The 23712-nt window shown below is 46.2% G+C and carries 16 protein-coding genes; 12 read left to right on the top strand and 4 right to left on the bottom strand.

The features are described 5' to 3' along the window. Nucleotides 1-130 precede the first annotated feature (130 nt). The 9 genes from EXU57_RS00990 to EXU57_RS00955 all read left to right on the top strand — a co-directional run bounded on the left by EXU57_RS00990 (nt 131) and on the right by EXU57_RS00955 (nt 15123). Nucleotides 131-2443, top strand: coding sequence for a tetratricopeptide repeat protein (locus EXU57_RS00990; protein WP_165957989.1), 2313 nt, complete (start codon nt 131-133; stop codon nt 2441-2443). 57 nt (nt 2444-2500) lie between these two features. After that, on the top strand, nt 2501-3151 hold the full coding sequence (locus EXU57_RS00985; RefSeq protein WP_133266299.1) for a response regulator: 651 nt from the start codon (nt 2501-2503) through the stop codon (nt 3149-3151). Nucleotides 3152-3806: 655 nt separating this feature from the next. Then, on the top strand, nt 3807-6503 hold the full coding sequence (locus EXU57_RS25715) for a LamG-like jellyroll fold domain-containing protein (RefSeq protein WP_133266298.1): 2697 nt from the start codon (nt 3807-3809) through the stop codon (nt 6501-6503). A gap of 68 nt (nt 6504-6571) precedes the next feature. After that, on the top strand, nt 6572-7789 hold the full coding sequence (locus EXU57_RS24930) for a hypothetical protein (protein ID WP_165957988.1): 1218 nt from the start codon (nt 6572-6574) through the stop codon (nt 7787-7789). 284 nt (nt 7790-8073) lie between these two features. Beyond that, nucleotides 8074-8493, top strand: coding sequence for a DUF5675 family protein (locus tag EXU57_RS00975; protein WP_133266297.1), 420 nt, complete (start codon nt 8074-8076; stop codon nt 8491-8493). Nucleotides 8494-9759: 1266 nt separating this feature from the next. After that, nucleotides 9760-12123, top strand: coding sequence for a glycoside hydrolase family 127 protein (locus EXU57_RS00970; protein WP_133266296.1), 2364 nt, complete (start codon nt 9760-9762; stop codon nt 12121-12123). 292 nt (nt 12124-12415) lie between these two features. Beyond that, nucleotides 12416-12715, top strand: a complete 300-nt coding sequence (locus tag EXU57_RS00965; protein WP_133266295.1) for a hypothetical protein — start codon at nt 12416-12418, stop codon at nt 12713-12715. Between the two features lie 90 nt (nt 12716-12805). Beyond that, a complete protein-coding gene (locus EXU57_RS00960; RefSeq protein ID WP_133266294.1) occupies nt 12806-14434 on the top strand; it encodes a SulP family inorganic anion transporter in 1629 nt (542 codons plus the stop codon). Next, a complete protein-coding gene (locus EXU57_RS00955) occupies nt 14425-15123 on the top strand; it encodes a carbonic anhydrase family protein (RefSeq protein ID WP_317130020.1) in 699 nt (232 codons plus the stop codon). Before EXU57_RS00960 ends, EXU57_RS00955 begins: the two co-directional genes overlap by 10 nt. Nucleotides 15124-15631: 508 nt before the next feature. Here the strand turns inward: EXU57_RS00955 and EXU57_RS00950 are convergent. Continuing rightward, entirely contained in the window at nt 15632-16573 is a 942-nt protein-coding gene (locus EXU57_RS00950) for an ornithine cyclodeaminase family protein (RefSeq protein WP_133266292.1), read from the bottom strand. Between the two features lie 339 nt (nt 16574-16912). On the opposite strand from EXU57_RS00950, the gene EXU57_RS00945 reads away from it, so the two are divergent. Beyond that, the gene (locus EXU57_RS00945) at nt 16913-17761 is read left to right on the top strand and encodes an NAD(P)-dependent oxidoreductase (protein ID WP_133266291.1); all 849 of its coding nucleotides are present in this window, start codon (nt 16913-16915) and stop codon (nt 17759-17761) included. A gap of 602 nt (nt 17762-18363) precedes the next feature. On the opposite strand, the gene EXU57_RS00940 is transcribed toward EXU57_RS00945, so the two are convergent. Continuing rightward, complete coding sequence (locus tag EXU57_RS00940) at nt 18364-19167, bottom strand: YtxH domain-containing protein (protein WP_133266290.1); 804 nt, start codon at nt 19165-19167, stop codon at nt 18364-18366. A gap of 297 nt (nt 19168-19464) precedes the next feature. Between EXU57_RS00940 and EXU57_RS00935 the strand changes: the two genes are divergently transcribed. Then, on the top strand, nt 19465-20391 hold the full coding sequence (locus EXU57_RS00935; protein ID WP_133266289.1) for a bestrophin family protein: 927 nt from the start codon (nt 19465-19467) through the stop codon (nt 20389-20391). Nucleotides 20392-20635: 244 nt separating this feature from the next. Here the strand turns inward: EXU57_RS00935 and EXU57_RS00930 are convergent, their stop codons facing one another. Next, on the bottom strand, nt 20636-21208 hold the full coding sequence (locus EXU57_RS00930) for an MOSC domain-containing protein (RefSeq protein WP_165957987.1): 573 nt from the start codon (nt 21206-21208) through the stop codon (nt 20636-20638). Between the two features lie 197 nt (nt 21209-21405). After that, nucleotides 21406-22524, bottom strand: a complete 1119-nt coding sequence (locus EXU57_RS00925; protein ID WP_133266287.1) for a Gfo/Idh/MocA family protein — start codon at nt 22522-22524, stop codon at nt 21406-21408. 238 nt (nt 22525-22762) lie between these two features. On the opposite strand from EXU57_RS00925, the gene EXU57_RS00920 reads away from it, so the two are divergent. Next, a complete protein-coding gene (locus tag EXU57_RS00920; protein WP_133266286.1) occupies nt 22763-23629 on the top strand; it encodes a metallophosphoesterase family protein in 867 nt (288 codons plus the stop codon). Nucleotides 23630-23712 lie beyond the last annotated feature (83 nt).

The following is a 23712-nucleotide window of genomic DNA, read 5'->3' as shown; positions in this document are numbered from 1 at the left end:
TGAATGATATTGAGTTATGATCCACTATGATCACGGATTTGCAATCACTAATAAACTTGCTGATCTGCTAGATGATATGATAAAAGTATTATATCTTAATAGTGCCAACATTCTTTACAAAACACCCGCTATGAAAAAGGCACTGCTATTTGCTTTCCTTTTTTTCTGTGTATCCTACTCCTTCCCCCAGCATAAAACAATCGACTCACTTTATAAAGCCCTTCATGTGCATATGGAGGACACCAATAAAGTGAACACGTTACTCCACATTACAAGGGGAATACTTATGCAGGGAGATACCGCCGAAGCAATTCGTTGCGCAAAGGAGGCCCTGTCAATTTCTAATAAACTCCATTACAAACGTGGCGAAGGGCGTGCTAATCGCGAATTAGGTTTAATTAAAATGAACCAAAAACAATTCCAGCAAGCACTGGCCCATTTTCAAATAGCTCATGATTGCTTTAGGGCAATAAATGATAAAGACGGACTTGGGCAAGCCATGTTCAGTATTGGCGATACTTATGCAGCCATGCGGAATTTTTCGGCGGCGGTAAATAGCTATTCCGTCGTGCTACAACATTATAAAGCAGTAAACAACAAGCGAGGGATCGCAAATACATATCGTTCAATTGGCGATACTTATTCTGCGCAGCAGATCAGCCCTGAGGCGTTAAGAAATTACTATTCGGCCTTAAAGCTTTATGAACCACTGCCGGATAAAATGCCGCTCGCACTTTGTATGTCGAGGATTGCGAGAGAACACCAATTGCAGGAAAACCACCCACTAACCATTAATTATTACCGGCAAAGTTTGAAATTATTAGAAGAAGTTGGAAACAGGGTAGAAATTGCCAGGGTAAGTAATCTTTTAGGTACCGCCTATTTTGTAATCGGCAAATATGATGATGCAATGCAGGCGCATCTAAAGGCCTTAAAGATTGCAAATGAAATAAAGGGGATTCGCTGGCTTTTGCCTATGACCCATGCCCGGCTCGGGGGCGATGTTGAGGCACTGGCACAAATCGCTGCTGCAGCCGGTGATACCACCACATCAAACCGGCTTTACAGCGATGCTTTGTCGTATTATGGCCAGGCGCTTAAATCAAACCGGGAACAGGGAAGCAAAATGGGTGAGGCTGACGTGAACTGGCATTTTGGAAGTATATATACCAAGCTCAAAAAATATCAACTTGCGCGAAAACACTTCCAGGAAGCCTTAGCACTATACAAAGAAGAGCATTTTAAACCGTTTGTTGCATTAAGTTACTACAGCCTTTCCCAGCTTGACAGCATTGATGGCAATTTTCGCCAGGCTTATGAGCACTTTAAAGCCGGTAAAACATATCGCGACAGTACCTTTAATGATGAGACCTCGCGCAATGCGATAAAGGCCAAAGTAGAATATGAATACATCAGGAAAGAAGACTCGCTTAAAACGGAGCAGCTGCTCACCGCCGAAATGCTTAAACGGCAACAACTCCTGACTATTCAACAGCGGCAACGCATGCAATTACAATTGGCTTCGCTTAGTTTGACAGAGCAGCAAAAGGAACTGAACCGGCTGGCCTACCTTCGAACCCAGGCTGAACTACAGGTAGAACAAGGTCAACGGCAAGAGCGCGAAAAGCAGCTTATTATCCTCGCAAATGAAAAGGCACTTGAACAAGCCAACCTGAAAATCAAAAATCATGAACTGTTGCTCAAAACCGAGGAAGTAAAAGCAAAATCACTGGAGCGAAATGTTATTGTAACAACAGCTGTTGCCATCCTGGTTTTAGGTATCGCCCTTTGGCAAAACCACCGGCGCAGGCAGATCGCCAACAACCTGCTGGAAAAACATAAAATGCGAATGCAGATAGCCAGTGATCTACATGACGATGTAGGCTCTGAACTTTCCAGTATTTCATTCTACAGTGAGATGGCCCGGATGAACCTGGCAGTAGAAAACGGCACTGCCAACAACCTGCTTGGAAAAATCGGCGACAACGCCAGGAATGTAATTAACAATATGAGTGACGTTGTATGGCTCATCAATCCCGAAAATGATGTGTCCGCAAATCTCTTAAAACGCATGAAACTTCATGCTGCGGAGATTTGTAGCGAAAGGGGAATTGCATACAGGTTTACGGCAGATGACCAAATTGCAACAGCAAACCTCGATATGCGTCAACGTAAAAACATCTATCTCATTTTTAAGGAAGCCATACACAATGCAATAAAGTATGCGGATTGCAACGAGATCGACATAACCTTTTACCAGGGTAATCATAGCCTTAAAATGATCGTCCATGATGATGGAAAAGGGTTTGATCCAATGAGCGCAAGGGAGGGTAATGGATTAAGCAGTATGAAGCGCCGTGCTACCGAAATTAATGCAACGATTGAAATCCAAAGTCGCAGGGATAGTGGCACATCCATAATTCTGAAAGCAAAAATCACCTGATGTGGTGATAGTATTTATAGTCATTCCGGTGTTTATTTGTAATCGTCAACCGTCACCATGTCGATCCCCCTCATCAAAGTAACACTTTTTGAAGACAAGAAAGATACCCGGGAAAGCATCCAGGCAATATTAAATTGTAGTCCCGGGTTTACCTGTTCCGGTGCATTTGCAAATTGTAACAACCTGGTAAAACGTTTAACCGAAAGTGATCTCGATGTCGTGCTTATGGATATTCAAATGCCTGGAATTTCCGGTATAGAAGCTGTCGCGATCATCCGGCAGCAGTACAGTGATGTACCGGTGTTAATGCAAACGGTGTTTGAAGAAGAGTCCAAAATTTTCGCGGCAATCTGTGCCGGAGCTAATGGTTACCTGCTCAAAAGTACTGTGCCTTCCAAATACATCGACGCTATCAGGGAAGTGGCAGAAGGCGGTTCTCCTATGTCACCGGTAATTGCAGCTAAAGTATTAAAAATGTTTAAGCACCAGAACGTTCAGGTTGATTCCATCACCGACTATAATTTAAGTAGCCGTGAGCAGGAGATTTTAGGCTTGCTCGTTGACGGCCTCAGCTATAAACTTATTGCCGGTAAGCTGTTTATCAACTATGAAACGGTACATTCTCATGTTAAAAACATTTATAAGAAATTGCACGTAAGCTGTGTTAATGAAGCCGTTTCAAAAGCCATCCGCAACAAGCTCGTTTAGCGCTGTTGCTATGCCGTTTGTAATTAAACCGATTTGCGAATATTATTCATCGCCTAAACATTTCTTCTCGCTCCGGCCTCAAACGAATAATCATTTCTCTGCCTGGCAGATCTATAGATCGTAATTATTCGGGTTATCCCTATCATCCCTGTTCCTTTTTAAACCGGCTCGGCAGATGTGTCCACACGAGCATTGCAGAAGAGGAACCAGCCAAAGCACTACCGGTAATCACCCCGGTTAAGACTCATTTACCGCCATATTACCACAATTATATACAACCACAGAATACCTCGACCAACTTCTTTAAGTTGGCGCGCTCAATCAGGCTTTTGCTGATGTGCCATCTGGTGCACCTCAGCCCTCCTGGTTCAAGTTCTAATGGCTGCTAAGCATACCACAGCCTGGCAAAGCAAAACCTTACATCAAAAATCGCCCTAAGAATTTACTTGAAAGGTGATGAAATCACCACGACGAATTCGAGACTACACTCCTACTTTCTTGATCTATCACAGGGGTGGGGGTTGCATTTAAATAAAATAATGCTGTTATTGTTAGTCCCTTTTAATGCTAACGACTCCCGGACAGGCGATACATGCTGCTGATCAAAAACACTTAAGGGGCAACAAACGCAATTATTCACTTTCAATCCTAAATCATGTCAAAAACACTTGTCTTTTTGCGAACCGAAAACAATGATGTTTTCGATGGATCAGTTAAGGGTACCGCGGTAAAGCTTGTTGGCGATGTTACCCACTCGAAACGTGAAAACGCTTTCGTCATCAAACGCGGAAGTATCGAGTTGGGAACCATTCCGGAGTGGCAAACAAGCGATTCCTTCACTTTTGAAGCTTATGTTACACCGCAGGCAATCGGGCCAGGCAGGCAAAACATTATCGAATCGCAAAGTCCCCCCGCAGCCTTTTTTATCGATCCTGCGGGCCTGATTGTTGGCAGTGTACACACCCCCGCCGGCTGGCAGTCTGTCCAAAGTCAACAAGCGCTGCCTGCGGGTCAAACATCCATGGTCCGGTTTAGCCGCGACGACAACGGACAGCTTAATCTTGAGCTAAATGGAAACAATGTAGGGAGTAAAAGCATTCCAGGTAAACTCGTTCCGGTGGGTAATCTGCCGGTGAAAGTTGGTGCTGGTATGGACGGACGTGCGTTCCAGTTTACGGGCGAAATTGCTGATGTACAAATCGCTAAAGGCGCAATCAACGCAGCTGAAGTTAAAAGCCGGTTTGCAATCGCCAAAAACCTTGAAGATGCAATACGAACAAAAATCGGAACCCATGCGGGCATACGCGTAGTCGCAAGTCTCGATGAAAGTCATTCCCGCTTACAGCCGATCAAGGATATCATGAATGCAGCGGGTGTACAGAAGTTGTCTGATTTGTCGACCCTTCGCGTTACCGTGCCTACAAAAATGTCGCGGGGCAAAATACTGGTTGCCGCAAAAAAGAACGACGTGGCCACCGTGGACTGGGGTAAGATCGCAACCAGTTTCACTACACTCGATGTGACAAAGAAAAAAGAACAACTGGCTAAATTCCTTCCAAATCGCAACAGCACTGCAACCTTCAAAACCGCATCGATAGAGCCATCTTCTGCACCAGTTCGGCCTCCAAGGGTGCCGGGTGTGCCGCCCCTTGCAGCTGCTGCACGTGCCTTCCGGCCGGGCATAAACATTGCCAACCACATCAAAATTCAGGATCCGGGTTTTAAGATCGTTAATCCTGATCTGCTGATAAAAAACCTGGCTGATAAAACACCCTCACTCTGGCCCAAACTTTCAGAACCTCCGCAACCGGTGTTATTGAAAACAATACCCGTTGGTTCTTCGGTGATCATCGCCCAGGTACTCGATCTTACCGATACACATTTGATTATTGAACCCGATGTTGAAAAGCTTTACATCATTGCAGAGAAGGTAATCTGTGGACCTAATGCGAAAATCACCTGGCGTCGGCCGGGGGGTTCAACCGCACCGCGGGCGTCCAATCCCGATCTTAACGGGCGTGGCTGGAACGGCATTCATACCAAGCCGGGTTCGCGTGACGGCTTAGATGGAGATGATGGCAGAAGTGGCGAAGCAGGTATAGGTGGGGCCACAGGTCGCCATGCCCCCGCACTTGAAATGTGGGTTAAGGAGATGACGAACATACCAAACATCGACCTGAATGGCGAAGATGGCATTATCGGGGGAGCTGGTCAACGGGGCGGTCGCGGTGGAGATGGGGCCGACGCAGCAGGCGGCGAGCGGATATGGTTTTTCGGCTGGCACTGCACTGCTGACCCCGGCGATGGCGGCCATGGTGGGGACGGCGGCAATGGTGGTCGTGGGGGTCTCGGCGGGCGCGGTGGTAATGGTGCAAGCCTGACCATTGGCGTACTGGACGGCACACTAGCGGGCACTGTTACAAACAACAGCTTCAGGCTAAAAAACCAGGGTGGTCAAAAGGGCCGTGGTGGACCCGGAGGCGTCGGCGGTTCAGGAGGTTCTGGCGGACGTAGCGGCAATGGCGACACTTGCCGCAGTGCCGACAATGGTCGCCGCGGTGCACCAGGTCAGCCAGGTGCACAGGGTCCCGACGGTGCTTCAACAGGCAGCGATGGCCTTATCCAGTTTTTCCAGTTTAGTGAAGATGCATGGGAGGAGATGCTCACCCGCCCATACATTACCGAAGTTGCACCCAACCAGGTTTTTCCCGGCAATACCATTACCCTTCGGGGAAGTCGGTTTACCGATAGCGATCGCGTGGTAATCGAAAGTGCGTCGATTGCACCCAACATTAATCCCGACGAAAGTTTAAGCATTACCGTACCGGCAAACATTACCGGTGGTGCGAAGTCAATATTTGTCCGCCGCCCTGACGGTACAGAAAGTAACCGGGTATCCATCAGGGTAAAGCCACAACTTGAGCCTGTTACCGCGGCCCTTGCACCAAATGCCACCGTGCAGTTAACCGGAAAAGCATTTTTGGCAGGCGCCGCTGTGCTCATCAATGGCTCCGCGATACCAGCGAGTGTGGTAAATTCCAATACCCTAAGCTTTGTAATTCCTGGTACTGGCGGGGCCGGAAGCCAGGTGGTTCTGTGGTGGTACAGGTGCGCAACCCCGACGGGCTTGTCAGCAATAGCCGCACAGCAACACGTCCGGGCATCCTCGAAATACCTTTTACTTATGGGGTTAACAACCTGCCTTTCGACAACTTTACCGATGGGCTACCAACATGGGGCACATTCGAAGATACTTTTGGGAAGGCCGAAGTATGGCACGAACTCCTCGATCCTGTTTTCGGGCACCCTGTTCTTACCGGGGCTTACTTCGCCTTTTATAAGCACTTCTTAAAAGGCAAAGCCAACGGGGGACTTGCTACCGGCTATTGCACTTCGCTCGCAAGTCTTGTCGCGGATAAGTTGTGGAAGGGTGAAAACGATACCATCACGCAAACGGAGGCTGCCTGGAAGCCATGGTTAACCGGGGTGCATGGCAAGTTACTCAGCCGCGAAAGTTTACTTACCTTCCACGACCAGGGACGTGAGGGCAATGCGAGGGTACAAAAAACGTATCGCGAAATCGAGCATACTTTTATGACCGGCTGCGATCGCAATGTTGCTCCGCTCCTGTTCTTCATTCCATCCGGCGAAGTTTGGGACTCCGGTTATTTCGATAAGTTGAGCGACTCGCATTGCATTATGCCATTCCGTTTTGTTTATCCCGCGGGGCGAAACCCACAACTAAGTCCTGATGGTAGTACAACCGTCACCGATCCCAACGAAGTTGAACTGTTTTGCTGGGACTGTAATAATCCCACCAACTCAAATTGCCGTTTAAAGTTCAGGCGCACCGGCGGGGAGATAAGGTTCGATTACTTTGATGGTGGTACAACACGCAAATTTTGCAGTGAAGATGGGATTACACTGGGCATGATGACCAATGGCGATTACCTGCTTGCCGACCATGATCTGCCTTTCAGCGGCCCATTTGGACTAACCAGTTTTATCATTGATTTCCTGTTGTCGCCTGCCGAACTCGAGATTACCGACGAGGATGGCCTGCGGGTTGGCACCTTTGGTAAACAAATCCTCAGCGAAGTACCCGACTCACATCCTTGTTACCTTTTCAAAGGCGCATACCTCATGCCTGTAGATCGAAACTACACCAAACGGATTGTTGGAACCGGCACGGGCAAGTATACCTACAACAGCATAATGCCAGATGGAACAACGCTCGTAATTGAAGATGTAAGTACACAGGCCGGGCACCAGGATACATTGATGGTTAATGCCGATGCTTCGCAAATCAGGTTTGCTCCGCATGCCGAAAAAAGCTTCAGCGTTACATTTTCAAAACTGGTGGGCACCCAAATGCGATCCCTGGCGCTTACCGGGGTAGGCGGCGGCCCCGCAACCGAAGTAGATATTACGGTTGCACCCGATCTGTCGTTGTTCAGGCTGGGTAATCGTAGCAGTGTTAAAAACGTGGAAGTACGCGCATTTACCATCGAGCGAACTACAAATGTTCCGGTCAATAAAAAAATCAGCGGACTTAACGTGCCCACCAACCACGACCTGGTTGTAACGGTACCAAACTGGAACACCCTCGACCTGAATGCAGAAGCAATCGCCTTCTAGTAGGCATTCCTAAGCACACCCCCGCCGGCAGGAAATACAGTATCCTGCCGGCTGCGGGTTTATGTATACGTTTCCGAACCTGTTTTGGCTTTGGTATACATAAGCGCATTTTTATGAACCCGGCGGCAGATACGCTGTTGTAGCCCCGGTTGCGTCGCACTCTTATACCACAACAATACTATTCGCCGCTGCTCTGCCTGCAGTTGAAGTCAACAATCCGGGATAAACTATTAGCGGCTATTGCACCATCGAAATGTTTCTTCTACTTTTCTAAAAAATATATTATGGAGCTTAAAGTAGTTCGTTCGGTATTTACAGATACTTCCATTATGGGAAAGATGTATCTCGATGGTAAGTTTTTTGCGTACACCTGTGAAGACAAAGACAGGGGACTTAATGGTGATTGCAGTAAAAAAGTCAAAAACAAAACGGCAATTGACAGGGGTAAATATGAAGTCATCCTAAGCTTTAGTAATCGCTTCAAAAAGTACCTGCCGTTAGTGCTTAATGTCTGCTGCTTCGAAGGAATTCGAATACATGGCGGCAATACAAGTGAAAACAGCGAAGGTTGTATTTTGATCGGCGCCGAAGGCGATATGAAAAATCGCATCTGGAATTGTGCAGGCAAGGTAAATAGCCTGGTGGCGGCTTTAAAAACTTACGAACGCAAGGAAAAGATCTGGTTGAACATCGTGAATGAATAAGTTGCGTCCATGATACCGGTGCCTTGCGCACCGTTTTTATTTAAACTGAGAAATCAAACTATCGCTTTGCATAATCTTACTAAAACACATCCTTTCTCGCCCGTATAAGGCCTGTGCTTTAATTCTCAAAGAACATTACCATTTAGCACAACCCACTTCCCCCCCATCCTGCCAATCCCCCCCCGTACAACATTCAACGGATAACATCAACATAGACCAAAGCCTCCAAAAGCTGTACCCATAGCTCATAATGGTCTACATACAACATCTGTTGTCGTTTAGTTCAGCTGTTGCACTGCATGAGAGCTGCGTGTTGTAGCTGTAGTACAGGAGTGCCACCCACCCACATATTGGGGGCACCGCGCAACGATTTACAATTAGAAAACTGCTGCCTGGTCCATAAAAGATTGCAATACCTAAACGACATTGATGTAACATTCAACACACACCAAGACTCATACCCTGCGCTCATAACTCTCCCATACAACATTCAACGTGTAACATAACTCAACTCATAACGCTGCTCTCATACCTCATAGCTCTCCCATACAAAAATTTACCCTACAACATATAACGTAAGCAACCGACTCATAATTCTGCACTCATAATTCAATGTCGTTTAGTTAAGCCGATTATGCAATTTGTTTGCCCAGCTACTTCCAATCGTACAAGAGTGCGACGCAACGATGTCCTATAGAATTCCTGTGGCCGGGTCCATAAAAATTTGCTTAACTAAACGGCATTGACTCATAATTCTTAACTCCCTACATACAACATCCAACATAGACCACCGACTCATAACTCTGCACGCTTAACTCATTATTCTCTACATACAACATTCAACATACAACATATAACATAAGCCACCGACTCATAACTCTGCACTCTTTACTCTTAACTCCCTACATACAACATTCAACATAGCCCGCCGACTCATAACTCTGAACTCTTAACTCTTAACACCCTTCATACAACATATAACATAAGCCGCCGACTCATATCTCTGCACTCTTAAATCTCAACTCCCTCCATACAACATTCAACATACAACATATAACATAAGCTATCGACTCATAACTCTGCACTCTTAAATCTCAACTCCCTACATAACGCTGCACTCCTAATTCTTAACTCTCTACATCCAACTTTCTACATATAACATCAGCATAAACCAACGACTCTCGCTATTTTTGGGGCGAATGGCGGCCCAAAACGCGGTTTACCCGACCGGCCGTCTTGCGATCACCCGGATAATAATATGTAATCATGAAATGTATCTTGCTTGCCTTAACGATCTTGTTGGCTGTTCCATTTGGGGGTTTCACGCAAACAGGCCAGGTAAAAATGTTTCCCCTTTCGGCCGTCCGGCTGTTGAACAGCCCTTTCAGGCAGGCGCAGCAAACAGACCTGAAGTATATACTCGCCCTTAATCCTGATAAATTGCTTGCCCCCTACCTACGCGAAGCTGGTATCGAACCCGGGGTAAGAACCTATGGGAACTGGGAAGGAACCGGGCTTGATGGGCATATAGGTGGGCATTATCTGTCGGCTCTCGCCAATATGTATGCGGCAACGGGAGATAAAGAGTTGTTAAGGAGGTTAAATTATATGATCGACAAGCTGGCGGAGTGCCAGCAGAAGAACGGTGACGGATATGTAGGCGGGGTGCCCGGTGGCAAAGCCATGTGGAAGGATGTTGCAGAAGGAAAGATCAATGCAGGGAGCTTTTCGCTTAACAATAAGTGGGTGCCATGGTACAACATCCATAAGCTGTTCGCGGGGCTGGCCGATGTATACCTTATTGCGGGTAATCAAAAAGCAAAAACGGTGTTGGTCAAACTTTCCGATTGGGCAATCAACTTGACCACCGGCCTAAGCGACCAACAGGTTCAACGTATGCTACGAAGTGAGCATGGTGGCATGAACGAAGTGTTTGCGGATGTATCTGCAATAACAGGTGACCCAAAATACCTTCAACTCGCAAAGCGCTTTTCCCATCAGACAATCCTTAATCCCCTACTCGAGTCAAAAGACTCCTTAACGGGCCTACATGCAAACACGCAGATACCGAAAGTAATCGGGTATATGCGGGTGGCCGAAGTTGCGGGCCAGGAAGATTGGGCAAATGCAGCCCGCTTCTTCTGGAACACGGTAGTGGAGAACAGAACAGTTTCTATTGGTGGAAACAGTGTAAGGGAACACTTTCATCCTGCTGACAATTTTGCATCAATGATGGAGTCCAAAGAGGGTCCCGAAACCTGTAATTCGTACAACATGCTTAAACTTACGAAGCACCTTTTTCTGGCAAAGCCTTCAGTTGAATATATGGATTATTATGAGCGTACGTTGTACAACCACATCTTGTCCTCGCAACATCCCGATGGCGGATTTGTTTATTTCACTCCTATGCGACCAAGGCATTACCGGGTATACTCACAGCCAGACCAGGGTTTTTGGTGTTGTGTAGGTTCGGGACTGGAAAATCATGGCAAATATGGTGAACTGATATACAGTCACCATGAAAACGACCTTTATGTTAACCTGTTTATCCCTTCTCAACTGAACTGGAAAGAAAAAGGAATCAACGTTACCCAAACAACATCCTTCCCTGCCAGCGAAACATCAACCATTGCAATAACCATGAATCGCCCAAGCAGCTTTGCGCTAAACCTGAGGTACCCGGGATGGGTAAAAAAAGGTCAAGTAAAAGTGTTGGTGAACAACAAACCTGTGGCCATTGGTGCAAGCCCCGCAACTTACATTACGATTAACCGGACGTGGAAATCCGGCGACCGGGTAACGATTTCGCTACCTATGGAAACGAAAACAGAGTACCTGCCTGATGGCTCCGATTGGGTGTCTTTTGTTCACGGTCCTGTTGTTCTCGCCGCTGCAACAGATACAACCGACCTCGTTGGGTTGCGTGCAGACAGCAGCAGGATGGGCCATATTGCCAATGGTCCGCTTTACCCGGTAGAAGAAGCACCGTTTATCGTAGCTGAAAACAAAGACTTCAAACCGGCGTTAACACCGGTACCTGGTAAACCCATCACTTTTTCGGCAGCAAATTTCATATATCCCGACCGTTTCAAAAGGGTTGAACTGGTTCCGTTTTACACGATACATGACAGCCGTTATATGGTGTACTGGCCGGTGACAACAGCCGATAAGCTTACAGAAAAGCTGCAAGCCTTCAAAGCACATGAAGAAACCCGGCTTGCACTGGAAAAAATTACCATAGACCAGGTAGCGCCAGGGGAACAACAACCTGAGTCGGACCATAACTACCAGGGCGACCGATCCGAAACCGGGGTTTATAAAGACCAGCACTGGCGAAACGCCAAAGGCTGGTTCAGTTATGATTTGAAGAATACTGCCGGGCAAGCAAGCAAACTTAGGGTAACCTATTATGGTGCTGAAAAAGACCGGAACTTTAATATTACAATCAACGACACCCTTGTAAAAACAGTTCAGCTAGATGGAACCTCAGGTGGCAAATTCGTAGACGTAGATTATGACATTCCGGAGGCGGTGCTGAAGACTTCCGCCAATGGACTGTTGCGGGTAAAATTTATTGCACAACCGAACTCATCAACGGCAAACGTTTACTATATACGATTGTTGAAATAAAGGATTTCTTGGTAGGCTCGGCAACAAAGTTGATCCACAAGGTTATGGAAACTTTTCACCAATTTAAGTGTTGACACCTGGAAAGTTGCAAACTTATGCCCTGGTCATTGTTGCCAATGGCGCATGCACGAACTTGGTTGATTGGTGCATCCTGTCAAATGGAACTCGCATGCCGGCTCACATGAACCAGGATTGGTGGCGTTAAAATCCCGGAATACAAAAAAATTTTCAACCATTAAACTAAGATCTGCATACATTTTGTTGGCGGTTTTATGCATCATCTGATGGGCTTATGTTACGCGTATTGCTGATTTTGATAACTCTTGCAACGTTATTTAAGAACGTTACAAACTGCAGCATCCTTGCGGGCAAGAGTAGTATGGCCCTGTTTACCCAGGAAGATGAGGAGGGTAAAACAGAGAAAAATAACGAGAAGAATTCCAAAGATAATGGCGACCAGGTTCATGAATATCATACAGCCAACATTCAGCATTTGGCTTCGTTTTTAAAATCATCGGCTGCCTTTCGCGATCAAAAGAATTATTGCAGTTTTCACGATCGCCCAAATACTCCCCCTCCCAACCGGATCTGACATCTTTCCACTTAAGTCGACATCTCCTTGCACAGGCTAACGATGTGTCGTCTAGTATGCTCATTGATTTACGAACTTAAATGTCAGGTCATGAAAAGGTCTTTATTGGCAAATCTGAAATACGATATTCCATCGGGTATAGTGGTTTTTTTGGTTGCGGTGCCATTGTGTCTTGGTATAGCGCTTGCCTCAGGTGCCCCTTTCTTCAGCGGTTTAATTTCCGGCATTGTCGGCGGCATTGTAATCGGATCGATCAGTAATTCCAACCTAAGTGTAAGTGGCCCGGCAGCGGGGTTGACTGCCATCGTACTAGCCGGAATAACCCGCTTGGGAACATTTGAGGTATTTTTGGTTGCGGTGTTTCTTGCAGGGGTGTTCCAGTTGATTTTAGGACTTTTAAGAGCAGGAAGCATTGCCAACTATTTTCCGGGCAGCGTTATTAAAGGTATGCTTACTGCCATTGGCATTATTATCATATTAAAACAACTACCGCACGCTGTTGGTTACGAAGCACCTGCGGAGGGCGCAGCCGCAGCTACTCCCGGGAGCGACAATTTTAGTGGCTGGTTCGCGCCCTTGCAACACATACATCCCGGGGTCACCATAATCACCCTGGTGTCCATAGCCATACTTCTGTTTTGGGAAAAGCCGTTTATGAAACGACTAAAACTTTTGCCCGGCGCATTGGCAGCGGTGTTAGTGAGCATACTGCTAAATATTTTATTTACAGCAGCTTTTCCTGCTCTTGCCGTATCAGGCAAGCAACTGGTACAGGTACCGGTTGCCGACAGTTTCAACGACTTTTTAGCACTGTTTACGCACCCGGATTTTACAGCCATAACAAACAAAGATGTAATTATAACGGCCATAACAATCGCAGCTGTCGCCTCTGTTGAAACACTCCTGTGTATCGAAGCAGTGGATAAGATGGATCCGCTGCGCAGGATCACCAGTCAGAACCGTGAATTGAAGGCACAGGGTATTGGCAATATGGTTGCGGGTCTCCTGGGCGGGTTGCCATTAACCAGTGTAATTGTACGATCTTCGGCCAATATCAATGCAGGAGCAAAAACAAAAGCCTCGACCATTTTTCATGGCTTATTGATCCTGGTTTGTTCCGCATTAATCCCCGGTATTTTAAATATGATTCCACTGGGTGCACTCGCCGCTATTTTGTTGCTCACGGGGTATAAACTTGCGCGTATTTCAATTTTCAAAAACATGTATGCCAACGGCAAGTTTCAGTTTGTTCCATTTCTTGCTACCGTAGTTGCTGTGGTCACTACCGATTTGTTGTTGGGCGTAGGGCTTGGTTTGCTAACCAGTATGCTTGGGGTGCTTTATGGCAACATGAAAAATCCCTATTACTTTCATAAGGAGAATCATCACCAGGGTGAAATCATAAAGATCTATTTGTCTGAAGAAGTATCTTTTCTGAATAAGGCAAGTATCAAACTCACCCTTGATCATTTACCCGCAGGATCCAGGGTAGTAATAGATGCTTCCAAGACCCGGTATATAGACTTCGATGTTTTGGAGCTGATTACCGAATTCAAAAACATAAAGGCGCCTGATAAAAACATTGAATGTATTCTAACCGGGTTTAAGGAAAAGTACAACATCCACAACAATCACCATGTACTATCAGAGCACCAGGATAAAGAAGTACATACAGAGAAAAGCCAGGCTAAACATAAGCCGGCGGTCGCATTTCATTAAGCTTAATCGTAAACAGTTCAATAATGAGAACACTTAACAAAGAGTTACAGCAACAGATTACGCCGCACAAGGCGCTCGAATTACTCCAGGAGGGTAATAAGCGGTTTATCAAAAACCTGCAATTACACCGTGACCTGCTGGAACAGGTAAATGATACCCGTGATGGTCAGTGGCCATTTGCAGTTGTTTTAAGTTGCATTGACAGTCGGACCTCGGCAGAATTGATTTTCGACCAGGGGTTGGGCGATATTTTCAGCGTCAGGATTGCTGGCAATGTTATCAACAACGACATATTAGGCAGCATGGAGTTTGCCTGTAAAGTGGCGGGCTCCAGGTTGATTATGGTGCTGGGACATTCGAACTGTGGGGCGATTAAGGGCGCATGCGACCATGTAGATATGGGTCACCTGTCTGAGTTGCTTCATAAAATAGAGCCAGCGGTCGAGGCGGAAAATACGACACAGGATAATCGAACCTCTGCTAATGCTGATTTCGTTGAACGGGTAGCGAGATTAAACGTAGAGAAAGGTGTCCGGGAAATTCTTGAGCGAAGCAACATTCTTAGGGAAATGGTGGAAGAAGGAAAAGTCGGCATCTGCGGAGCCATGTATGATGTAAAAAGTGGTAATGTGGAAATATATGAGCACACAATTACCATCAATAATCCTGCAACAGCAGCAATGGCATAAGACTTAGCAAACACGGATGAGCTTGGTCAAGCTCATCCGTGTATTTATTTAGTTGGTGGCTACAAGAATCGTTTCTTCAATAAGCTGGTGATGGAAAACTGTAAATGCCAGCTGTACTCAACTAAGCATTCCTGCAGCTGCGTTCATCGACCAAATATCCGCCTGATTATGTGTAGAAGTGAACCGTAACCATACTTGTAAGTCAACGCGGTTAGCCATGACCGGCAATGGGTAGATAAGACTGAGGCGGCTTACGATATAGGCTCCTGGTTACTCCCTTACTGCCTGATCAAAAATGGACATACTGCGATAATCTTGGAGGGTGACGTAACCTGGACTTCCTCAAGAATAAATTATTCTCATTGAAAACTGAGTCAAAATCTCGTTATCCATGATTGATTCGATAAAGCCGCTTCGATAGGTTATTAAAACCTGGGAGTAACGAGGATCAGAGCGTTAGCATAAGACCTTCCATCTTGAACAATCAACTTTTCCAATGTACGGAAAGTCATTCGTGCATTTGTGAGCGGTAAATTATTAACGCTGCTGCAAGGTCCTCTACTGCGAGTCCCGCGGATTTGAATAAGGTAATTTCCTGTTCACTGGTTCGTCCGGGGTGAATGCCTTTAACCAATTCAACGATGTCGGCTTTTACGTCATTTTCGCTGATTAAGCCGGTGGCAATTGGTATGGCCAACTCCCCCGTTTCATGAAGCGCACCCATCCGGGAATCCACAAAGATGGAACTAAGCCCAATCGCATGATTGTCGGCCTCGCGGGTGTCGGGTTTATGTGCCCCCACAAGGTCGAGGTGGGTACCCGGCTTAAGCCAGGATCCTTTTATCAGTGGTGTTTTTGAAAGCGTTGCACAAGTAATAACATCAGCTTGTCTCGCAGCCGACTCCAGGTCACTAACGGGAACAACCCTAATTCCGCTCCGCCCTGCCTCCGTCACAAAGGCTTGAGATTTGGCAGGGTCACGCATCCAAACGTAAGTATTTTCATAATCACGTACCACCGCGTGTGCAGCTACCAGATGTTTTGCTACACTGCCCCCGCCTACAATCAGCAGGGTCTTTGCGTCTTTACGGGCAAGGTAAGAAGCAGCCAATGCAGATGTGCATGCCGTTCGCCTTGCCGTTAGCTCAGTTGCATTCATGAACGCTAACGGAACACCGGTTCGAGTGTCTAGCAAAGTGTATTGGGCATGGATAGCCGGAAGATTTTCATCACGGTTACCTGGCGCAACAATCACCTGCTTAATGCCCATATAATCCTCGTTCCAGACCGGCATCAGGATGAGTGTATTATCATCACCTGATTTGTTTTTATAGAAATGATGATGGCGTAAGGGCATTTGGTATGCGGAGGCAAAGATTTCTTTAAGCGCAGGGATCAGGGCTTCATACTTTAAGGCAACGCTTATTTGTTCGTCTGATATTATGATCATTGATCTTGATTTTACGGGTTGCAAGCCGCTTCGAAAATATCGCTCTTTCGTGGAAGAGGACGGAAATCATTTGGTGTATGCAGGGTCCCGGAGGCTTTGTAATTATTCACATTTTAGCGTTTGCTGCAATGCGTGTCATCCAGGTGGTGATGAAAAGCTGCTTCCCATGTATTGTTCACCGGGGTCCTCAAGGAACATCAGGGTATTGGGTTGGTATGCCTTGTCTCAGAGAAGATTCTGGGTCACCTCCCGCCGTTAAACAACATGATCTTGTCCCCATCCAACCTTGCAATGTTATCACTGGTTTCAACACCTAACTTTGCGAAAAATCAAGATTATATGAAAGCTTTCTTAGGGATGGGATTATTGGGTTCGAACTTTGTAAAAGCAATGTTACAAAAAGGGGAAGAGGTACAAGTCTGGAACCGTACTACTGCCCGGGCACAGGCATTGGAACAATTTGGTGCTAAATCCTTTGAACAGGTACACGAAGCGGTGCAGGGAGCAGACATTATACATGTTACCCTGAAGGATGACGCCGCTGTAGATGAGGTGCTTGGAAATGCTGCTTCAGGGTTTCAGCAGGGAGCCATAATCGTAGATCATACCACAACTTCGGCCAGGGGGGCCATTGAACGTGTGCAAGCCTGGAAAAGCCGTGGTGTCAGGTACCTGCATGCGCCAGTTTTTATGGGACCTTCCAACGCATTAGAAGGCAGCGGTGCGATGTTGGCTTCAGGTGACCAGGAACTCATAAAAGAGCTGGAGCCTGTACTATCAAAGATGACCGGCAAATTCATCAATCTCGGACCTGTAGAAGGTAAAGCTGCAGGTATTAAGCTAACAGGTAATTCCTTCCTGCTGAGCCTGACCGCAGGATTGTCCGATGCACTTGCTGTCGCTAAATCACATGGCATTAGTGCCGCTGAAGTGCTTGGCCTATTTGATGGCTGGAACCCGGGTGCAGGTGTGCCGGCGAGACTAAAGAAAATTACTGAAGGCAATTTTCATGACCCATCATGGGAACTGGTCATGGCTCGCAAAGATGCAGGTTTGATGTTAAGTGCCGCGGAAGCTGCCGGAACCCGGCTCGCTATAATCCCCGCAATTGCAGCTGAAATGGATCAATGGATAGCACAGGGGAACGGCAACCAGGATTGGAGTATCATAGCGAAGGATAATATCTGATGGGAGCATCGATGAACGCAATGGAGCAAAAGTCAAAAGTAAAAAGTAAGAAGTAAAAAGCGGAGTTCGCATTGGATCATGACCATTGCTCGATTAAGATCGGTAGTTGGCTTTTCTCTGCGCAGTCTCTGCCGCTCTTGTTCTCCGCGTAAAAAAGTCAAAAGTAAAAAGTCATAAGTAAAAAGTAAAAAGCGGAGTTTACACTGGATCAAGCCCTTGATCGAATTAAATTGATTATTGGCTGTCCTCTGCGTCTCTTGTTCTCCGCAGTAAAAAGCAAAAGTCAAAAGTAAAAAGTAAAAAGCCGAGTTTAAACTGGATCATGACCCTTGCTCGAATAATATTGATTACTGGCTCTCCTTTGCGTCTCTTGTTCTCCGCGGTAAAAATCCGGAATCCGTTCATCCGCAATCCCCAATGAACTCTCCTCTGCGTAGCCTCTGCTTCTCTTGTTCTCTGCGGTAGAATCCGGAATTCGTCCATTCGCAATTCGCAATGAACTGCCTCTCTTGTTCTCTGCCGTTAAGGATCGTCTTCTGATAAAAAAAGGGCTGAAACACTTATTGTGCTTCAGCCCTTTCATCGTTATATGAGGGATTGACTTATAAAGCGCCAATGCCGCTTCCGCCGGTATAAGTACCACCTCCGCCAACAGTAGTTGACCCTGAAAGTGGTGTTGTGCCCGGTGAATAAGTGGTAGGTGCTGTTGACGTACCGGCACCAGATGTACCCGTTGCGCCGGTAAGTCCCTGTTGCTCTTGCTGGGTTCTTTGTTGTTCCTGTGCAATCAGGTCATTTGCACCCTCTTTTGCTGCCTCGTAGGTATCTGCCAAAACCTCCTTTACCTGCGATGCTTTCTCCTTTAGGTCAGACGCCATCTTCTTACTGCCCTTAGCCAGCCGCTTCCTGGTGTCTTTGCCTTTTTCAGTTGCGAAACTCCAGATTACTGTGCCAGCTATCGAAGCGATCAATGCGCCCAACAATACTTTCTTCTTGGTGTCGTTGCTGCTGCTGTGACTACTGTAAAGCTGGTTGGTGGTATAACCGGCGCTGCTGGCATAAGCTGGTCGCCCGCCATAACTTGTTCTGCTGGATGAAAGGCCAACTTTCTGTTTACCTTTCTCGATCAGGCTGGAAGCTCCTTCTTTGGCAGACTCGAAACTGTTGACAACCGCATCTTTAACATCAACAGCTTTATGCTTAATGTTATCAGCTAATTTCTTCCCTTGCTGAGCTGCACGGTGGCGGATCTGGACGCCCTGAGGGGTAAATGCACCTGCTACAAGTGTACCGAACGCGGCTCCTGCCAACGCCCCGATAATAATCTTATTTGCGTCCTCCTTGTTGTTATCTGTATACGATGTACCATAGTATTCATCGTCGAAGTCTCTTGAGTCGTAATTCATATCGTAATGTTTTGAGGTGAATGAATCTGAGTTGTCCTGTAATCAGCCTTAAAAAAACGATGCCATCATTATTACACATCCACCGATGTTGGTCTTGCACGGGGGTTACCAGAATTATTACTAAGTTCGGGGCAACCTTTCTCGAAGTAATTGGTTGACGCTAGCTCAGAAAATGTAACGCCTCCAATTTGGTGATGCATACGCAGGAGCTTTCATAAGGGTTCATCTCCGGATCGCCATTAAAGGGGGCGTTTCGGTGCAAGTTTGAAAACAAAACACAGCAAGACAACATCTTATATGATCATCTATCAATCAAACAGGAACTGGCTACGCGACATTCGGCACCTTTTTACCAGCTTCACAATGCAGAAAGTGGTAAAAAGTACACTCTTAGTTATGCTACTTACCGGGGTAATCGCCTGGGTTCAATCAGATATGATTAATTTAGGACGCCGGGGTCTCGATGTTACGGTATTTTCTTTACTTGGCGTTGTTTTGAGTATCCTGCTTTCGTTTCGGACGAATACGGCCTACGATCGTTGGTGGGAAGGCCGCAAACTATGGGGTGAGCTCGTAAACAATTGCAGGAATATGGCGGCTTACCTCCACAGCACTCTGCCAGATGAAGACTTAAGTTCGAGGCGTTTTATTGCTTTCAGGCTGAGTAATTTTTGTATTGTGCTAAAGGGCCATTTGCGTAACAGTATCGAAATGAAAGAACTGCTGAGTGTGAGCGAGGAAGATATCCGGGTATATTCAACAAAATCGCACTTGCCCTCATTTATTGCTTATGAAATCATGCACCACATACAAGGCTTTTTAAAAGCAGGTGAAATCAGGGGTGAAGACCTGATCAATCTGCATGAACACTCAAAAGCGTTACTGAATATAGCAGGTGCCTGCGAGAGGATCCGCAAGACACCTATTCCATTTTCGTACAATGTTTACCTGAAATTGTTTATCACCGTATATGCCCTATGTCTGCCGTTTGCACTGATTCCGATGTTCCACTACTGGTCGGTGCTGCTGGTAGGCTTTGTGTTTTTTGCCTTCATCGGATTGGAACTGATGGCAGAAGAAATAGAAGATCCTTTTGGGCTCGATTGTAACGACCTGCCTATCGCAGAGATCGCGAACAACATTAAAAAGAATATTTTTGAAATTTTTGAGCTACGCCAACCCGAACAGGAGCCTGCCAACCCATTGTACACCAAGGTATTTTAGGGGAGCTAAGTTATCCTGTTACGTCAGTAACGATTGCAAATCTTTTTCGGCAGCAATTCAAATAGTACTAGAAATATGATCCATGACTCGCGACTAATTGGGAATGCGTAACAACCCTCTCGAAAGAAGAAGCACTACATTTAACTTATATGGGTTCTGACGAAAGACACTTAAAAACAACTCCCCTTTACAACCGGATTTAAGCAGCATCACCATTTTGTGCCTGCCAAATTTCGATAGCTGGTTATTGATGGAAACTTTTGAATGCCTTATACAGATATTCCGGCAGAAAGTCAATTTTAAGTATATCAGCCAACAAGTCTTTGTCTGCTCCTTTGTTGTAATAGCAATCTACGAGTTGCTGAATGGTGACTTGATGCGGAGTTTTTTCAACCAAATGGATTTTATCACCTGCTTGCAGCCTTCCCGGTTGTAACACGGAAAAGTAAGTGCCGTTTCTTGCTACTTTGGTAAATAGCTGGATCATATTGTTATTTGCAAACCTGATATTAAGCTTAAAGCAGGGAAACCGGGGCTGAACTGCCTTAAGTACAACTGAACCCACCTGGTAAACATCGCCGACGCATATGCTGTCGTCCGCAAGGCCTTCAGTTGTAAGGTTTTCACCAAATAAGCCATAACTCCAGTCCTCGCGATCAATAATATTTTTCCATAGATCGTAATAAGAACGGTCGTACGAATAAACAGCTTTAAGGCGGCCTCCATGAACCGAAAGGTCTGATTGTTCGTCGCCCTCGATATTAACAGCTGTTACATCCCGCGCACCAGCAACAGGGAACTTGAAAATGGAAGTCATGCCGTGTTTCCCTCGATATGCATAAGGTTGAGGTTTGCCTACGTTAAGCGAAATAAGCTTCATGTCGGCAAGATATAAAAGTAACGAGAGTCAGCATTGCGAACATATCATAGACATCCGTCTGAACGCAATTCTTGCCAGGCATCTTCTACTTAGAGGGATGACCAATATTAATCAATCGGGTTTAAGCTTCCCGACTATACTTTTAAACTGACTTTCCTACCCTCTTTTACGGCCGCATAGATTGCATCGATGATCTTCAGGTCCCTTAAGCCTTCTTCACCATCTACCGGTATTATGGGTTGTTTTCCTTCGAGGATAATGCCTGCCATCTCTTCCATCTGCACGGTTTGGTGGGTGATATGGGGCTGATCGAGTTCGCCTTTATGAGTACGACCCCGGATTGGCCCGTAACCTGTTGCAGGCAGTAACTCGCCAAATCCTTTTTCGCCATTCAGGAAAAAGCGATCCAGGTTGTTCATGTTGTAGGTCGACAGGCATGAGGCTACTGCTCCGCTCGGAAATCCGAGTTGAAATTGTATCGTCTCATCTACACCGGCTTTGAATTTTACGGGGTCGGTCTTAGTTTCCTGGGCAGTTACCCATATCGGCTCCTCGCCGACCATATAGCGGGAACCATTTATTGAGTAGATACCAATATCCATCATTGCGCCACCCCCGGCAAGTTGCTTGTTAAGCCGCCATTGTGTAGGGTCTCCCGCTCTGAAACCCGAAAGTCCCTGGAAAAACATAATCTTACCCAGCTCTCCATCCTTGCGCATGCGCACGATCTCCAGGGTTTTTGGTTCGAAGTGCAGGCGATATCCCACGAGCAATTTTACCTTTGCTGCTTTACATGCGTCAACCATCTCCTGCCCTTCTTTCGCGTTTATAGCCATCGGTTTTTCGCAGATCACGTGCTTGCCCGCCTTGGCTACACGAATTACCTGGTCGTGGTGCAGTGCATTTGGTGTGATAACGTACACCGCATCGATGTCGGGGTTGTTTTTTACCTGGTCGAAGTTTTCGTAATTGTAACAGTTCTTTTCCGGGATATTGAACTTGCTCTGCCACTCTTTTATTTTGGAAGGAGTTCCACTAATTACACCCGTAAGTTTTGCCTTTTTACAGGCAACCATCGCGTCGGCTACTCTTCTGCCATAGCTGCCAAGACCCATAATGGCTACCCTTAACACCGGCCCTTGATAAGGCATGGCCAAGGGATTAATCGAACCAGCTTTTGTTTTCTCTGATAGCAGTGGAAGTGCAACTATTGGTGCGGCCAGTTTTTGCAGGAATGAACGACGAGAACTCATAAGATTTGTTTTTGGGTGATGCGGCTGTTATGGTATGCAGCGCCTGGGGCTGTTTGAACTGAATAAATATAGTTACGATTATTAAGCCAATAAAAAAATTATACTCACCCATTTACCCCCTAAGCAAATCGGGAATGGCGCACAAGCCGAGTCTATTATTTTAGTCTCCGGGTAGGCGATAGAACTTAAACAAAAGGTAATACGCACAAACCGGCTTATCAAACAATTAGCTACCTTAATGCTTACTTTTATACCCACCATTTATCAGATTATGCATTATCATCGGAGGCGCTTTCTAAAGCAAGCCATTACAGGAGCAGTTTGTATCAGCACGGGCAACACCCTTAAGGTTCTTGGGAACAACTTTACATTGCCGCCGGCGAACAAGTTGAAATTGCGTGTGGCAATCGGTTCGGATGGGCATTATGGTGAACCTAAAACCGCGTACGAGCAGCGGCACACCGAGATGATCCGCCTCTTCAATGCCGAGAAGGCTGACCGGGGGGTTGACTTTGCCTTTATTAATGGCGACTTGTTTCACAATGATGTCGCTTTTTTTCAACCCATGAAAAAACACTGGGACACACTCACAATGCCCTATTTCGTGTCTCACGGCAACCATGATATGGTTGATGAGGAAACCTGGACAAAAACATTTAATCACGGTTGGCACTATGGCTTTGAAAACAAGGATATCGGTTTTGTGGTGTTGAATACCGCAGACGTAACGGGTAAGTACGTGAGCCCCGACGTTGAAAAAACGAGGCAACTGCTGCAACAGTATGCAAAATACGGGCAGTTGTTTGTATTTATGCACATTACCCCGATCAAATGGACAACCCACGCAATTGAGTGCCCTGAGATTGTAGAGATGTTCAACAAGCAATTCAACCTGAAAGCCGTCTTTCATGGTCATGATCACGACCAGGATAGTGTAAAAGAAAATGCAGGGAAATGCTATTTCTTCGACTCGCATATTTCCGGCAGCTGGGGCACCGATTATTATGGATACCGGATTCTCGAGGTGATGGAAAACGGGGAGATTCTCACCTATCAAATGAACCCCGGGGCAAAAGCACAGGTAAATAGCCGGAAGCTTACTTGAGTGCAACATAAAAGCAATTGACAAAACCTAATGCCTCCAAAATACAAAATCCCGGACTCCCGGGATTTTGCGTTTATCCTACT

The sequence above is a fragment of the Segetibacter sp. 3557_3 genome (assembly GCF_004354985.1).
In the GTDB taxonomy this organism is placed as follows: domain Bacteria; phylum Bacteroidota; class Bacteroidia; order Chitinophagales; family Chitinophagaceae; genus Segetibacter.
The sequence above is the reverse complement of the archived record's forward strand: the minus strand, read 5'-3'. Positions and strand labels throughout refer to the sequence as shown.

What these genes read in the sequence shown, in the direction of transcription:
- EXU57_RS25715 (WP_133266298.1), top strand. Translation starts at nt 3,807, where the DNA reads ATGTCAAAAACACTTGTCTTTTTGCGAACCGAAAACAATGATGTTTTC.
- EXU57_RS00945 (WP_133266291.1), top strand. Translation starts at nt 16,913, where the DNA reads ATGAAAGCTTTCTTAGGGATGGGATTATTGGGTTCGAACTTTGTAAAA.
- EXU57_RS00975 (WP_133266297.1), top strand. Translation starts at nt 8,074, where the DNA reads ATGGAGCTTAAAGTAGTTCGTTCGGTATTTACAGATACTTCCATTATG.
- EXU57_RS00960 (WP_133266294.1), top strand. Translation starts at nt 12,806, where the DNA reads ATGAAAAGGTCTTTATTGGCAAATCTGAAATACGATATTCCATCGGGT.
- EXU57_RS00935 (WP_133266289.1), top strand. Translation starts at nt 19,465, where the DNA reads ATGATCATCTATCAATCAAACAGGAACTGGCTACGCGACATTCGGCAC.
- EXU57_RS00970 (WP_133266296.1), top strand. Translation starts at nt 9,760, where the DNA reads ATGAAATGTATCTTGCTTGCCTTAACGATCTTGTTGGCTGTTCCATTT.
- EXU57_RS00940 (WP_133266290.1), bottom strand. Translation starts at nt 19,167, where the DNA reads ATGAATTACGACTCAAGAGACTTCGACGATGAATACTATGGTACATCG.
- EXU57_RS00925 (WP_133266287.1), bottom strand. Translation starts at nt 22,524, where the DNA reads ATGAGTTCTCGTCGTTCATTCCTGCAAAAACTGGCCGCACCAATAGTT.
- EXU57_RS00985 (WP_133266299.1), top strand. Translation starts at nt 2,501, where the DNA reads ATGTCGATCCCCCTCATCAAAGTAACACTTTTTGAAGACAAGAAAGAT.
- EXU57_RS00965 (WP_133266295.1), top strand. Translation starts at nt 12,416, where the DNA reads ATGTTACGCGTATTGCTGATTTTGATAACTCTTGCAACGTTATTTAAG.
- EXU57_RS00990 (WP_165957989.1), top strand. Translation starts at nt 131, where the DNA reads ATGAAAAAGGCACTGCTATTTGCTTTCCTTTTTTTCTGTGTATCCTAC.
- EXU57_RS00930 (WP_165957987.1), bottom strand. Translation starts at nt 21,208, where the DNA reads ATGACTTCCATTTTCAAGTTCCCTGTTGCTGGTGCGCGGGATGTAACA.
- EXU57_RS00950 (WP_133266292.1), bottom strand. Translation starts at nt 16,573, where the DNA reads ATGATCATAATATCAGACGAACAAATAAGCGTTGCCTTAAAGTATGAA.
- EXU57_RS00920 (WP_133266286.1), top strand. Translation starts at nt 22,763, where the DNA reads ATGCTTACTTTTATACCCACCATTTATCAGATTATGCATTATCATCGG.